The sequence below is a fragment of the Pseudoalteromonas sp. NZS127 genome (genome assembly GCF_015864805.1).
GTDB lineage: Bacteria > Pseudomonadota > Gammaproteobacteria > Enterobacterales > Alteromonadaceae > Pseudoalteromonas > Pseudoalteromonas nigrifaciens.
This window is the reverse complement of the sequence record NZ_JADYWN010000001.1, coordinates 213,939-228,706: the sequence shown is the minus strand read 5'-3', so window position 1 is coordinate 228,706 and position 14,768 is coordinate 213,939. Positions and strand designations below refer to the sequence as shown.

Below are 14,768 nucleotides of genomic sequence, written 5' to 3'. Positions count from 1 at the left end.
CAAGTAGACATAATAAAGGAAAACAATGGCAAAGTAATTAGTGAAAAATAGATAGCTTATAAAATGACACGTTTTGAACGCTTACAACTCTTTATAAATACTCACTTTAGTGAGCAACAATGCACGTTAGCGGCAATTACTGCCGATGCGAGTTTTCGTCGTTATTATCGCTTAAATTGTGCTAATAACAGCTTTATAGTGATGGATTCCGATCCGCTTAAAGTAAATAATGCGCCGTATATCTCGCTTAATAGCGTATTTACGCAGCAAGGATTTTTATTGCCCGCTATTATTGCCAGTGACGAGCAGCAAGGTTTTTTTATTTTAAGTGACTTAGGCAGCACGCACCTAGCAGACATGCTTGATGATGAGCACCGCACCGAGTATTACCAGCAATTAATTAAGCTGAGCGTACAGTGGGCAAAAACACCTGCAGCCGCTGCTATGCAAGCTTATGATAAAAAGTTTATAGCTGTTGAGCTTGGCATATTCAGCCAGTGGTTAATGCATGACTTCATTGATTGTGAACTAACAGCAGAGCAACAAATGCTGTGGCAAACAAGCTGTGATCTGCTTAGTAATACCATGCTTGCTCAGCCTAGCGTTACCATGCACCGCGATTACCATAGTCGTAATATTATGCGCTGCAACCAGCAATGGGCGATCATAGATTATCAAGATGCTGTACGCGGGCCGTTATGTTACGACTTGGTATCTTTGTTACGCGATTGCTATTTTAAACTGCCAGAGAGCGAATTAACTCATTTAGTTAAATACGGGTACGATGAATTTAATCGCCAAGGTTTAATTGCTAATGTTACCTTTAATGAATTTAAATATTGGTTTGATTTAACCGGTTTACAGCGCCATTTAAAAGCGGCAGGTATTTTTTGTCGTTTGTATTTACGTGATGGTAAAAAAGGTTATTTGGCTAATATACTTCCTACACTTGCATACATTGTAGAGGTAGCTGCTAATTATTCAGAGCTACAGGCCCTTGGCTTATTTATACAAAATACCATTGCTCCTAAAGTGGTTGAGCGCTTGGCAAAGGAGCGCACATGAAGGCGATGATTTTAGCGGCCGGGCGCGGACAACGTATGATGCCACTAACGCAAAATATGCCTAAACCTATGTTGGCAGTAGCAGGTAAGCCATTAATTGAGCATCATATTGTAAATCTTAAAGCGGCGGGTATTACCGAAATAGTAATAAACCTTGCGTGGCAAGGTGATAAAATTAAAGATTATTTTGCCAATGGCAGCAAGTGGGGCGTAAATATACGCTATAGCCAAGAAGTGGCAGGTGGCCTTGAAACGGCCGGTGGCATTATTGCTGCGCTGCCCCTATTAGGCGATACCTTTATTGTTATAAATGGCGACATATATACCGATTACGACGTAAGCGCGTTAACTCAACTGCATTTACAAGCGGGTGAGGCGCACATAGTGCTGATAGAAAACCCACCGCATAATCCTAACGGTGATTTTGCACTCAGTCATTTGTCGAGTGATAGTCAAAAATATACATTTTCTGGAATTGGCCGATATCAAGCCGATTTTTTTAACGATTTTGAGCAAGGTGTTCGTCCGCTTGGGCCTATTTTAGCTAAAAAATTAACTGAACATTTAGTCTCTACCGAACTCTACATAGGCCAATGGGATGATGTAGGTACTCCTGAGCGATTATCAGCACTTAATCAACGACAAATTTAATAGAGGTAATAATTTAGATGTGGGGAAAAATACTCGGGTTTATTTTCGGTTTTATGTTTGGCAAAATATTTGGTGCTATTTTTGGCCTATATCTTGGCCATATGTTTGATAAAAGCTTAAAAAAAGATTTTGATAAAGCCGGTGGCTTTTCAAACTTATTTAAAGGTGACGACGTCAACGAGCGTCAAGCGCTGTTTTTTTCTAGCTGTTTTGCAGTTATGGGGCATATTGCTAAATCAAATGGGCGCATTAGCGAAGTACATATTAAAGCTGCAACGTTATTTATGGACGAAATGGGCCTACAAGGCGAAGAGCGCCGCGAAGCACAACATGCATTTCAGTCGGGTAAAGAAAATGATTTTTCATTAAAAGAAACAGTACAAGACTTTAAAGAACGTTTTGCTAAGCGTTATGATTTATTACAGCTATTTTTAGAAATTCAAATTCAAATGGCATTTTCAGATGGTGTACTCGCTGAGCAAGAAAAACTACTTTTACAAGAAGTGAGTAAACAGTTAGGCGTATCTAGAGCGCACTTTGCTTTTGTATTAAAGCGTTACCAAGCAGAGTTTAGCTTTAGGCAGCAGCAACAGCGTTATAAACAACAGCAACAAGGGCAAAGTAGCAGTTACCGTGAAGGTTCAGGCCATCATGTTCCACCTAATAATAATATAAACCGCGCACAAGCGTTGGCATTATTAGGGCTTAATGACTCGGCAACAGCGCGAGAAATAAAGCTCGCGTATCGAAAACTGATGGCGCAGCATCACCCTGATAAATTGGTATCGCAAGGTTTACCAAAACATATGATGGAATTAGCGGTCAAAAAAAGCCAAGATATTCAAGCTGCTTACGAGTATTTAAAAAAGTCGGCGTAAAAAGCCGTCTATTTCTTTACTTAGGCGTGCATGTTGATCGGGCTGATTGCGCAAACCAAATAACTGGCGTTGGCGATAATCAAATTTTGCGTTGCGGTTAACCCAGCGCTGACGATTTTTAAGGTTCATTAAAATCTCGTTGTTATCGTTAGCGTAGTAAATATCCAGTAATGGTGGGGCAATTAAAGACGAAGTTTGGCTTAAGTCTTGATTACGCTTACTGTTAGGTAAATAACTGCTTAAACTTATAAATGCATTAAGTCTTGAGTCGGGAAATTGCGCATAATGTTCAAGTAGCACGCCAGCACTGATCCCCTGGGCAATTACTACAATATTATTCGGCTCTGCCATTGCTGTATTATACAGTGCTTCATAGCGGGCGATTAAATTTACTTTATAGTTATCGAGTACCGCGTCACTCACTTTTTCAATGGCATTAACATGGTGTGGCTCAGCACTTTTGTTTACACCAGTATCCTCAATAGTAGCACTTTCAACTGCAGCACTTTCATTATCAGTGCTTTGATTAGCTGTATTTGCATTGTCAGAGCTTTGGGCAAGAATATTTTCAGCTGAGGTGCTTTCAGTTGCAGTGTTTTCGTTAGTTGCAGCAGTGGCTACTTCACTCGCCTGCCAGTTAATATCAGGTACTGTCATTGCGTAGGTAGTGTAGCCTAAATTATTTAGTTCTTTGCGTAAAAAGCTCATTCCGGCATTATTGGTCGCGCTTGATTGCCAATCAGGTATAAGCAGTACAGTGCCTCTAAAATCAGCACTCATATACTCGCTGTATAAAGTTAAAAATTCAGTATCGCCAGCTAATATAGGCTTTATTTCATCATTGGGAAGTAAGTGTTGAATATCATTATTTTCAATACTTGCATACGAGGGTGGGGCAATATGCTCTGCTGCAGTTACTTGCACAGTCAAAAGTAGCGCACAGCTTAGCAGTACGTTTAGTTTAATTACCTTTAAATACTGCGCCAATACCATAATCAACTCAAATAAAAAACATTATTTAGATATCGGCGCAGCAGCAAAAAAGTTTAGCGTAACAGGCTAAACTTTAATATTAAGTGTTAGCGCTAAAAATCAGGAGCAGCTTCAAATGTAAGTATTTGCTCAGTAGTGGGATGTTTTAAGCTGAGCATTTGTGCGTGTAATTGCAAGCGCGGCGCCGCAGCGAGTGCCTCTTTGTGCGCGTAAAGCCTATCACCTAAAATAGGATGGCCTAGGCTTAGCATATGTACACGCAACTGGTGCGAGCGCCCTGTAATAGGAGTTAGTTCTACACGGGTTGCATGTGGTTCACGTTCAAGTATTTTAAAGTGCGTAAGCGACGGCTTACCGTTTTCGTGATCAACCATTTGCTTGGGGCGATTAGGCCAATCGCAAATAAGCGGTAAATCAACCGAGCCGGTTTGCGCCTCAAGTTGCCCATATATCCGGGCAATATAGCGCTTGGCGGTTTCGCGCTCCTGAAACTGCATACTTACATGGCGGTGCGCAGCTTTATTCATTGCCAAGCAAAGTATGCCCGACGTTGCCATATCTAAACGATGCACTATTTTAGCGGTAGGAAAAACTCGGTTAACACGACTTATTAAGCAATCGGCATGTTTAGGGTCTTTACCTGGCACGGTTAACAACTCGCTAGGCTTATTAACGATGAGTAAATCCTCATCCTGATACAGAATAGTTAAATACGGATCTGTTGGGGGATTGTAGTTAATTAACACGGCCGACCTCAGTGATTTTCAAGGGCGCCATTTTAGTGGAGCGAGCACTAAGGCTCAAGGAAAAAGATTAAAGTTTAATTGCATGTTTTTCATACTGGTGTAAAATTACACCAGTATGATTTTTTGAGGTATATATTATGGCAAGGCAAAGCATTTCGCTCACTGAGAAAAATGATTTATGGCTGCGTAATCACATTGAAAATGTAGGTGATTACGCGAATAAAAGCGAATTAGTGAATGACTTAATTCGACGTGCAAGAAGGGCTGAAGCTATCAATAGTAAACTGCTTAAATCTGAAAAAAGTGGCTTTACTAATCAATCTGCTGATGAAATCCTGACTGAATTTAAACTAAATGTTAAGTAATGCGAAAGTTTAAACTCTCAAATGATGCTAAAGAAGACTTACGTCGTATTTATCAGTATGGCTGTAAGGAGTATTCACAGCAGCAAGCAGATACTTATTTTTATGCTTTTTTTACTCTGTTTGAAAAGCTAGCTGCAAATCCTTATCCCTACCAATCAGTTGCTCATATTCGTAAAGGTTATCGACGTGCCGTTTGTGGCTCAGATAGTATTTATTACAGAGTTTATGAAACTGATGTTGAAATAATGGCTGTTTTGGGTGGGCAAGATATAGAAGAGTGGTTGTGATTTACAAGTGATTTTAGAAAGAGTTGAATAGCACTTAACTAATCGTTTTATAGGGTTTTTATCAAGTTTTAAGGTGAGCTCAGTAATAAATTTTTTATTACAACAACGCATGCATTAAGTTGAAAATAAAAAGCCTGAGTTCGACACACTACCGAAATCAGGCTTTATTAGCTGCTTAGAAATGAATCCAACTTTATGGGGTCACTTCAAAATACCGCGCTTTCTTCATTCGCACATTAGCAATTTTTTACTAACGGCTGTCAGCTTATCGCCAAAGCGTTAGTGCGAAACCACAATCAAGCGTATCGCATCTAGTTTTAACTGGGTTTTTTCAATGTAGGTAGTCAAATCTGTGCGTTGCTTATCGTAGAAGGTAATTTCTTCTTGGCGAATATTAGGGTTAATTTGCTTAAGAGCAACTAATCGTTGCTGCTCTTCACTTAGTGATGTTTGCATTTTAGCCAGTGACGCAGCACGAATAACTTCAAGCTTTTCTTGTGCCATGTCTTTTGCGGTGCTGATCATTGGGTGAATAGCACTTTGCAATGCGCCAGCTAGTTTACTGGCTGTTTGGCGACCAACGGCAGAAAGCTGCTGATTAAAGCCGTCAAACGCGACGTTTTCACCTAAGTTATTACCTGCTTTATCGAGTAAAATACGAATTGGCGTAGGTGGTAAAAAGCGTCCTACTTGTAATACTTTTGGTGCCATAGCTTCGGCTACAAAAATAAGCTCAACAAAAAAGGTGCCTGGTGGTAGTTTTTTGTTTTTAAGTAAAGCAACCGATGCGCTACCAAAATCGTCGTCACAAATCATATCTAGGGTGCCTTGCACCATAGGATGATCCCAACTAATAAAGTGCACGTCTTCTTGCGAAAGCGCGGTATCGCGGTCAAATGTAACTGTCATGCCACCTTCTCTTAATGCCGGAAACGAGGCGTTTAACATATGCTCGGTTGGCTTTAAGATAATGGTATTTTCGCCTTTATCTTCTTGGCTTACGCCAAAGGTGTCAAATACGTTAATCATGTAACTAGGCAGTTCAAACTGATTGTCTAGTTTTTCAATATCAGCTACCAAAGAGTCGGCTGCGCCTTGGCCCGATGAATGCAGCTCAAGTAAACGGTCGCGTCCGCTTTCCATTTGCTTGCGCAGTACCGCATTTTTTTGTGCTACTTGCTCAAGTAATGGATCTAACTCGTCTTCGTCGCAGTTATGCGCTGCAATGTAATCAAGTAGGTCATCACGGAATTCTTTATACAACATTTGTCCCGTCGACGAGGTAGATTCGAATGCGTCTAGGCCTTCGTTGTACCAACGTAGTAATACTTCTTGGGCGGTGTTTTCAAAATATGGCACGTGAATGTTCACATCTTGAGTTTGTCCAATGCGGTCTAGTCGGCCAATACGTTGCTCTAGTAAATCTGGGTTTAGTGGTAAATCAAATAACACTAAATGATGTGAAAACTGAAAGTTACGCCCTTCAGAGCCAATTTCAGAACACAGCAGTATTTGCGCGTTGTCGTACTCGTCTGCAAAAAATGCAGCGGCGCGGTCACGCTCAATAATCGACATACCTTCGTGAAACACTGAGGCTTTAATTGCTTCGCGTTCACGTAGTATTTGCTCAAGGCTGATAGCTGTTTCGGCTTTAGCACATATTAGCAGTACTTTTTCACGCTTAAGGGTTTTAAGAGTGTCGATTAGCCAACCTACGCGAGGATCAAATGCTCCCCAGCTGGCGCTTTCGCCTTCAAACTCTTGAAATATTTTTTCTGGGAATAGTGCGCGCTGTGCACTAAGTTCGGGGTTTTGAATGCCGCTCATATTGCCCAGTACTGTCATTGCTGTTTTATATTGCTTTGGCAATGGCATAGGGTAAGCGTGTAATATACGGCTAGGGTAGCCGTCAATGCCGCTGCGGCTATTTCTAAATAAGATGCGGCCGGTGCCGTGGCGATCCAGTAACATGTTAAGTATTTCTTTACGCGCGGGTAAATCACCTTGCTGTGCTTTTGCCAGAATATCGGTAATGTCGGTTTCTTTTAATAGCTCAATTAAAGTCGCTTTAGCGCTCTCGTCTAGGCCTTGCTCTTGGAGTAATTGATTAGCAGCTTCGGCAACGTCTTTGTAATTTGCTTCTTCTTCTTTAAATACGTCGTAGTCGTAAAACCTGTCTGGATCGAGTAGCTGTAGGCGAGCAAAGTGGCTGCTATGACCAAGTTGATCTGGCGTGGCGGTAAGTAAAATAAGGCCCGGAATATCTTGGCTAAGCTCGGCCATACGTTGATACTCTGAGCTTGGCTTGCCATTATTAATACTTAAATGATGCGCTTCATCTATTACTAGTAAATCCCAGTCAGCTAAAGTTGCTTGTTCGAACCAACGTTTTTTCTTGGTTAAAAACTCTAGGCTGGTAAGTACCAGTTGTTCGGTATCAAATACATTTGGCGAGTCGGCAAACGCTTCATCGCAACGATCTTCATCAAAAATAGAGAAACGTAAATTAAAGCGGCGCAGCATTTCTACTAACCATTGGTGCTGCAAATTTTCGGGTACTACAATAAGCACACGGCTGGCACGGCCACTAATAATTTGCTGATGTAAAATCATTCCCGCTTCAATTGTTTTACCAAGGCCTACTTCATCTGATAAAAGTACGCGTGGTGCAAAACGTTTACCTACTTCTTGGGCTATATAAAGCTGATGCGGAATAAGATTAGCACGCTGACCAATTAAGCCTTTTATAGGCGACTGTTCACGTTCAAATTTATGTAACCATGTTTGGTAGCGCAGCGTGTAACGATCAAAACGATCTACTTGGCCGGCAAATAAACGATCTTGAGGTTTGTTAAATTTAATAAAATGATCTAGAAAGGTTTCTTTTAGTTTGGCTGCTTCACCATTATCAACACGAGTACCGTGATAACAAAGTAGCTCGCCTTGCACTTCAATAGACTCAACTTCTAATTCCCACTCTTCAACGCTTTTGATCACATCGCCAGGATTAAATGACACACGGGTTACGGGTGCTTCTGCCCAAGAATAAACGCGGCTTTCGCCACTAGCAGGAAATAATATGCTGACCTGACGGCCCTCAATGGCAACAACTGTGCCTAATCCTAAATCTGACTCTGTATCACTGATCCAACGCTGACCTAAGGAAAAATTCATATATGTCTCGTCTATGAAGAAAAAGGCGGCTATGTTACCTGTTAGACAACACCACTGCAAGGCGCTATTAGCCTCACTTTTAATTAATTCGGTAAGTGTGAATTATTCCTAACAAAACGGCTAACATCTGGATCTTTTTTGGGTAAATAAGTACACAGTAAGATAATAAATAGCTCTGCAGCTATTACTTTGAGCGTTAGCAGCATTAAAAATATTTCCTTAGCAAAACCTACTTAATTAACTTTTATAATGCACTATTTTAGTCAGTCGATTGCTTTGATTTTAAGGTTTAATTAAAACAAAATCGAGTTTGTAATAAAACGGACTTTTATGACAAATAGACTAAACTAAAATTATACCTAAGTAACTAACGAGCCATCACTACTCAAAAGCACTTAGTTAGTTTGGTATAGCATACTCATCATAAAAAGTAAGGAAAGTGCTATGGAAAATGCTTCGAACCTTAAAAGTAAAATGTATGTGCTAGATACCAATGTATTGCTTCACGAACCCCTCGCGTATTTATCGTTTCAAGAGCACCATGTAGTTATTCCGATGACAGTGTTAGAGGAGCTTGATCATATAAAAGATAGAAAACACGATGTAAGCCGTGATGCTCGCGTGGCTATTCGTGGTTTAGATGAAATATTAAAAAATGCCACACCAGAGCAAATGCTCCAAGGCGTAGCCCTTCCTAGCAATAAAAAAGCGAAAACAGCATCAAACGGCACTTTAATTATTGTAAACGATCATTTATTTGCCGACTCTATTTCTGGCCTGCCAGGCAATGAAAACGATCATCGCATTATTAACTGTGCAGTGCATTTACAAAAGCAGCACACAAATAGCAAAGTAATATTAGTCACTAAAGATATAAACATGCGCTTAAAAGCCAAAGGTGCAGGGCTTAATTATGTTGAGGATTACCGCACCGATCAGCTTATAGACGACATTAGCTTACTAACCAGCGGCTACAAAAAAATAGCCGGAGACTTTTGGCAGCATGTTGGCCAATGTAATACTGAGCAATATGGCCGTGAGACCTTGCATCATGTGGCTAAAAACTTAATCCCTGATGTATTTTATAATGAGTATTTAATTGATGAGGGGGATCAGTTTGCAGCGCGAGTTAAATCGTACGATGAGGAGCATATAACCTTAAAAGATATAGGTTATGAGCGATTAATGAACCAAGGTGCATGGGGTATTAAACCAAAAAATATTTACCAAGGTATGGCACTCGATGCTTTATTAGATACCAGCATAGAACTGGTTATTTTAACCGGCCCTGCAGGGTGTGGTAAAACTTTATTGGCGCTTGCTAGTGCACTAGAAATGGTGATCGAAAAAGGCATTTACGACAAAGTAATAGTAACGCGTAATACGCCAGAAATAGCCGAGTCAATTGGCTTTTTACCCGGCACTGAGGAAGAAAAAATGGCGCCATGGCTAGCGGCCATTACCGACACCCTAGAGGTATTACATAAGGGCGACGAAAATCCAATTTCAAGCCGTAATTATATTATGGAAAAAGCCAATATTCAGTTTAAGTCGGTAAATTTTATGCGTGGTCGCAGTATTCAAAATGCAGTAGTTATTTTAGATGAAAGCCAAAACTTAACGGCGGCACAATTAAAAACCATTATTACCCGTTGCGGCGAAGGTACTAAGCTAATTTGTACCGGTAACTTGGCACAAATAGACAGTAACTACTTAACACCGGTTACTTCGGGCTTAACTTATATTGTGGAGCGCTTTAAAAACTTTGAAGGTAGCGCAACAATAAACCTCAATGGTGTGGTACGTAGTCGCCTAGCTTCATTCGCTGAAGAAAACTTATAACTTGCGCTTAACATTATGGCTCGCTAGTCTATTAGCTGATTATTGAGCCATAAAACAGGCAAACAGTTGAAGTTTTTACCCTTAAAAGATTATTACCGCTCTTTAGTTGTGGCTTTGGCCGTGCCTTTGTTTGTGGCTTTATTATTATGTTTGCACCTTTACAATATTAAGGTTGAACGTGCGATAGAAAAGCGCCATGGCGATTTTGCTAATGTATCGGCGCAAATTGAACATACTATGGCTGGGGTAAATAATTTATTTACCGCTATGTTTAATTTGTATCACCAACCTAAGCCGCATTTAGCAGATAGCACAATGCCATTGCACGTTAATCAGTATGATGACTATTACTATCGTTATTTAAGTAATTTAAATGGCGAAATAGTAGGTGCTGGCGAATTTTCTCAATCGCAAAGTGCCTTATTACGCTGGCAAAAAGTCGTTATGTTAGCCCCTTCATTTAACACCACGTTAGCGCTAATACAGTCATTAAGTGCAGTTGCTTATGTTGATGAGCAAGGTTTTGCTTACGTTGCCAGGCGAGATCGTAGCCAAAGTGCCTTTTTAACTGATATTTTAAAAGGCAAATTTAAACCACCACTTTTAACCGAGCAACTCAGCTCTAGCCAAATTATTAAGGTTGCTAATAAAGCCTACTTTGCCATTGGCCGACAACAAGATATTAACTCCCAAGATTACATAGTTCTTATTTATGACTTACAAGCTATTTCTAATTGGCTAAAAAAAGTATCGCCGCAGCAAGGCGAATATATATTTATGAATCAGTATCATGAGGTTATTGCCAGCTCACAAAAGTTGATAAACAAAGCTGTTAAGTTAAATCAATATTGGCCGGCAGTATTAATAGAGCACAATAATACTAAGGAAATTAAAGGTAATCAGTTTTTAATGCAGCCAATTGGTAACTACCCTATACATGCTGCCTACCATGAGCCAATAGAGCAGTTATCTGCGCCGATTATTTACGAAACAGCGATAGAATTTATATTTTTAACCGTGTTTTTAAGCATTATGTTTAGCGTGTTTTTTTGGTTGAGCCAGCGTATTTTTATCAAGCCGATGACCTTTTTAATGCGTTATCTAGAGCATAACGACACTGTAACTGGCGAGCAGTTAAACTATAAAATTCCTTTAAATTGGCAGCCATGGTTTTTAAAGGTAAAAGCTATATTTGCTAAAAATACTCAGCTGGTCGAATCCCTACAGAACGTTAATAAAGATTTAGATAAAAAATTGCAGCTACAGTCTGAAAAACTAACCAGCAGCTACGAAGCCAAAGAGCGTCATTTAGCTTTACTTAATACTGTACTTAATAACGTTCCTGACTTTATTTATTTTAAAAGTATTGATGGCTTATTTTTAGGTTGTAATAAAGCTTTTGAAACATTTATTGGTAAAAAGCAAGCTGAGCTAGTTGGTAAATTAATAGAAAATGAGAGCAGCGATAGTAAAAAAATTAGTAAGCTAGAGCAACAAGTACTACACAATCGCACGCAAATTCAACAACGTATTGATAGCGCAGAACGCTCTTACTTATTAACCATAGCGCCATTTTATAATGAACAGCAACAACTGTTAGGCGTTATGGGGATTGGCCGCGACATAACCGAGCAACAGCAAACCCTACATGCATTAAAAGAATCAGAAACTAAATTTAGAAGTGCGATAGAGTTTGCGGCTAATGGAGTGGTGTTACTTTCGCTTGATCATACTATTTTACAAGCGAATAAAGCGGCTAGAGAGCTATCTTCTGAACAAAATTTATTGGCGGGAGCGCCTTTAAATCGGGTGTTTAGTAACCCCCAATGGCAAGAAATTAAAGCCACGTTAGCGCAATTACTAAATAATAAAAAACGGGTATACCATTTAACTTTAGCGCACGGCGAACTGGCAGATTGGTTACAGCTGAGCGTGTCGTTAGTGTGGAATGAAAATGCCGAGCCGCTGTATTATGTTATTCATATTCAAGATATAAGTATATTAACCAAAGCAAAACATGATGCAGAGCGCGCCACATTAGCAAAAAGTCGATTTATTGCTAATTTAAGTCATGAGATCCGCACACCGCTAAATGCGGTATTTGGTTTACTTGATATGCTTATTGAGCAAGGACTTACGCCAAAACAATTAGAGCAAACCGCGCAAGCTAAGCACGCAGCACACAGCTTGTTGTTAATGCTTAACAGAATGCTGGATTTTGCACGGGTAGAAAGTGTGGCAGCGCAGTTAAAACTCGCGCCATTTAGCATTGTTGAGTTGGTTGATATTTGTGAAAGTTTAACGGCACCTTTATGTGAAAACAAAGGGATTGAATTAATTATTGATATTGATCCCTTAATTGCCCCCAACCTTATATGCGACAGCATTCGCTTACAGCAAGTATTAGGTAACTTATTAACTAATGCCGTTAAATTTACTAAAACCGGTAGTATTACCCTTAAAATGGATTTATTACCAAGCGATACCTCAGAGCAACAACATATTTGCTTTAAGGTAATAGATACCGGAGTTGGCATAGATAAAGCCGATCAAAGGCGCTTATTCGATGCCTTTACCCAAGGGGATGAGTCATCTACGCGAACTCATCATGGCGTGGGCTTAGGGCTGGCTATTGTAAAGTCGGCAGTGCTGTTAATGGGTGGCGAAATAGCGCTAAATAGTGAAAAAGGCGAAGGGTGTGAGTTTTACTTTAGTGTTTTATTAGATGTTGTACCTGCTTGTAAGCAGCTACCTGATAATACATTAGTTATTTTATCAGCGCATAGTCACGAATTAACTCAGGTTATAAATGCATTTCCTACGCTAACTTATACTAATTTAGAGCAATTATTAAAATCTCCTCGGGAGCATTTAAAAGCCAAGCAATTAATTATAGGTGCAGCAGATTTACCTGCTTTATTAGCGGTAGCTGTAATTAAAGATATTTTATTTGCAAAAGCAATTACGCTTATTGTTGTAAGTAATCAACCAAGGTTAAATTTGCCGATCAGCATGGGTTTAACTGTACAGCATATTAAAACGTCAGCGCTTGCACAGCGATTGTTTAATTTAAATTTAGAGTCAGCTTTAAAAATAACGAATACAACGAAATTAAACCCAAGTGTGTCGGGTCTGTTAGTGTTAGCGATTGACGATAATCAATTAAACTTAGAAATAATTAGCAGCGTGTTACGCCAAGCAAAAATTAATGTGGTTACAGCCACTAGTGCCATTGATGGTATGGCATTATTACCGAATTTAATGCCAGACTTAATTTTAATGGATGTGCAAATGCCTCATTTAGATGGTTGCCAAGCAACAACTTTAATTAGGCAGCAGTATAGTGCAGAGCAATTACCTATTTTTGCACTAACCGCTCATTGTGAGCCTGCAGATATTGAACGCTCTTTAGCGTGTGGCATGAATAAGCATTTAACTAAACCTGTGGTTGCAGAAGTGCTTATAGGTGCAATAACCGATTTAGCACCTTATAAGCCGAGCTTTTTTGAGTACTCATTTGCTTTAACTCAGTTTAGTTTAAACGAAACACTGCTTAACACTATGATCGGTAAATTTGCTAGTGTGTGCAAAAATCAATTAGCGCAGCTCAAAATAAGTAATAATAAAGATGACTTAATTCGTATAGCGCATAGTATTAAAGGCGTAGCGGGTAATTTAGGCTTTAGTCGGCTGTCGCAATGCGCACAGCAAACTGAAAAAGATCTTAAAACAACCGATAAAGCTGTTGAAATAACAACGAAAGAGCTTATTATGCAGTTAGAACAGGTGGTTGTTTTTATAAACGTTTTAGGGGCAATGGATGTCAAAAAAAGCTAAAGTATTAATTGTTGATGATGATGCTCTTAATCGAATTGTACTCGAAAAAACACTTAGCGATGAGCATGAGGTGTTTTTAGTTAAAAGTGGTGACGAAGCGCTTACTTTTATAAAAACAACACAAGTTGATTTAATTATACTCGATATTGTTATGCCAGGAATGAATGGCTACGAAGTACTGGTTAAATTAAAAGAAGATTCAGCAACGCAAATGATCCCGGTTATTTTTATATCGGCAAATAGCAGCCATGATGACGAGTCTAAAGGTTTAGAACTAGGTGCAATGGATTATATAACTAAGCCATTTTGTTCATCAATTGTGCGCGTAAGAGTACGTAATCAACTGCTTATTAAGCAAAAAAATGATTTGCTTGAAATGTTAGCTTCGATTGATGGCCTAACCGAAATACCCAATAGACGCAACCTAGACGAAAACCTATCTCGTGAATGGCGTAAAAGTAAGCGCAACAACACACCACTTTCAGTGCTACTTATGGATATAGATCACTTTAAGCGTTACAACGATACTTATGGGCACCGAGCTGGCGATGACTGCTTAAAAGCGGTGGCTCAAGCACTTGCGGCACAATGTGAGCGTGGCAGTGACTTTATTGCACGCTATGGCGGAGAAGAGTTTGCAGCCGTTTTACCCGGTGTAGATAAAGCTGAAGCGACAGGCTTTGCAAATAAGCTACGTAATGCTGTTAATGCATTAAATATAGCGCATAAAGCATCGCTTAATGCTGAGCATGTAACTATTAGTATTGGTGTAGCTAGTACTGAAAACGCAAGTATTGAAACTGAGCAGGCACTTTTAGAAGAAGCTGATTTAGGTTTATATGCAGCGAAAGAGGGTGGCCGTAATCAAGTTGTTGCCCGCTAATTAAACTTTTATTTGTAAAGTAAACGCCAACGTTATTGGCGTTTAATA

At 39.6% G+C, this 14,768-nt stretch carries 12 protein-coding genes; 9 read left to right on the top strand and 3 right to left on the bottom strand.

The window, feature by feature from the left end; translation table 11 throughout:
* Positions 1-63 precede the first annotated feature (63 nt).
* From I6E78_RS01095 to djlA, 3 genes are read left to right on the top strand one after another with little or no spacing between them, the layout of a single operon-like run.
* Positions 64-1,065 (top strand): aminoglycoside phosphotransferase family protein, encoded by a 1,002-nt coding sequence (locus tag I6E78_RS01095; protein WP_089368768.1) that lies wholly within the window; start codon positions 64-66, stop codon positions 1,063-1,065.
* Positions 1,062-1,715, top strand: a complete 654-nt coding sequence (gene murU / locus I6E78_RS01090) for an N-acetylmuramate alpha-1-phosphate uridylyltransferase MurU (protein WP_058374205.1) — start codon at positions 1,062-1,064, stop codon at positions 1,713-1,715. Before I6E78_RS01095 ends, murU begins: the two co-directional genes overlap by 4 nt.
* Before the next feature lie 17 nt (positions 1,716-1,732).
* Positions 1,733-2,593, top strand: a complete 861-nt coding sequence (gene djlA / locus I6E78_RS01085; RefSeq protein WP_089368767.1) for a co-chaperone DjlA — start codon at positions 1,733-1,735, stop codon at positions 2,591-2,593.
* Here the strand turns inward: djlA and I6E78_RS01080 are convergent.
* Entirely contained in the window at positions 2,576-3,586 is a 1,011-nt protein-coding gene (locus tag I6E78_RS01080; protein WP_197181810.1) for a DUF3530 family protein, read from the bottom strand. The genes djlA and I6E78_RS01080 overlap by 18 nt on opposite strands.
* Before the next feature lie 92 nt (positions 3,587-3,678).
* Entirely contained in the window at positions 3,679-4,332 is a 654-nt protein-coding gene (gene rluA / locus I6E78_RS01075; protein ID WP_089368765.1) for a bifunctional tRNA pseudouridine(32) synthase/23S rRNA pseudouridine(746) synthase RluA, read from the bottom strand.
* Positions 4,333-4,469: 137 nt separating this feature from the next.
* Here rluA and I6E78_RS01070 point away from each other — a divergent pair, with 137 nt between their 5' ends.
* The 3 genes from I6E78_RS01070 (at position 4,470) to I6E78_RS18890 (ending at position 5,163) form a co-directional block, all read left to right on the top strand.
* Entirely contained in the window at positions 4,470-4,697 is a 228-nt protein-coding gene (locus I6E78_RS01070) for a ribbon-helix-helix domain-containing protein (RefSeq protein ID WP_011329274.1), read from the top strand.
* Complete coding sequence (locus I6E78_RS01065) at positions 4,697-4,984, top strand: type II toxin-antitoxin system RelE/ParE family toxin (protein WP_011329273.1); 288 nt, start codon at positions 4,697-4,699, stop codon at positions 4,982-4,984. Before I6E78_RS01070 ends, I6E78_RS01065 begins: the two co-directional genes overlap by 1 nt.
* Before the next feature lie 89 nt (positions 4,985-5,073).
* Complete coding sequence (locus I6E78_RS18890; protein ID WP_350543950.1) at positions 5,074-5,163, top strand: IS3 family transposase; 90 nt, start codon at positions 5,074-5,076, stop codon at positions 5,161-5,163.
* A gap of 100 nt (positions 5,164-5,263) precedes the next feature.
* Here the strand turns inward: I6E78_RS18890 and rapA are convergent, their stop codons facing one another.
* Positions 5,264-8,158, bottom strand: coding sequence for an RNA polymerase-associated protein RapA (gene rapA, locus I6E78_RS01060; protein ID WP_197181809.1), 2,895 nt, complete (start codon positions 8,156-8,158; stop codon positions 5,264-5,266).
* A gap of 444 nt (positions 8,159-8,602) precedes the next feature.
* On the opposite strand from rapA, the gene I6E78_RS01055 reads away from it, so the two are divergent.
* From I6E78_RS01055 to I6E78_RS01045, 3 genes are all read left to right on the top strand, one after another.
* The gene (locus I6E78_RS01055) at positions 8,603-10,000 is read left to right on the top strand and encodes a PhoH family protein (RefSeq protein ID WP_086997728.1); all 1,398 of its coding nucleotides are present in this window, start codon (positions 8,603-8,605) and stop codon (positions 9,998-10,000) included.
* A 66-nt stretch (positions 10,001-10,066) separates the two neighbouring features.
* Positions 10,067-13,837, top strand: coding sequence for a PAS domain-containing hybrid sensor histidine kinase/response regulator (locus I6E78_RS01050; protein ID WP_197181808.1), 3,771 nt, complete (start codon positions 10,067-10,069; stop codon positions 13,835-13,837).
* Complete coding sequence (locus tag I6E78_RS01045; RefSeq protein WP_011329268.1) at positions 13,821-14,720, top strand: GGDEF domain-containing response regulator; 900 nt, start codon at positions 13,821-13,823, stop codon at positions 14,718-14,720. Before I6E78_RS01050 ends, I6E78_RS01045 begins: the two co-directional genes overlap by 17 nt.
* Positions 14,721-14,768 lie beyond the last annotated feature (48 nt).